Consider the following 207-nt stretch of genomic DNA (forward strand, 5'->3'; position numbering starts at 1 on the left):
GTCCTCCCGGATTCCGACCAGGTTTCACGTGTCTGGCCGTACTCAGGATCCTGAACTGAGGGCAGTGAATTTCGTCTACGGGGCTATCACCCGCTTTGGCCGGCCTTCCCAAACCGTTCGACTATTCGCTGCTTTGGTAACTCAAATGTTCAGTCCTACAACCCCAGGAAGCAAGCTTCCTGGTTTGGGCTGTTCCCACTTCGCTCG

Annotated in this window: 1 rRNA gene; it reads right to left on the minus strand. The window is 55.6% G+C overall.

Annotated elements, in window-relative coordinates:
* Positions 1–207, minus strand: a 23S ribosomal RNA gene (locus CES81_RS13185); the annotation flags it as partial.

Origin of the sequence: Secundilactobacillus pentosiphilus, assembly GCF_002217985.1 — a bacterium.
In the GTDB taxonomy this organism is placed as follows: domain Bacteria; phylum Bacillota; class Bacilli; order Lactobacillales; family Lactobacillaceae; genus Secundilactobacillus; species Secundilactobacillus pentosiphilus.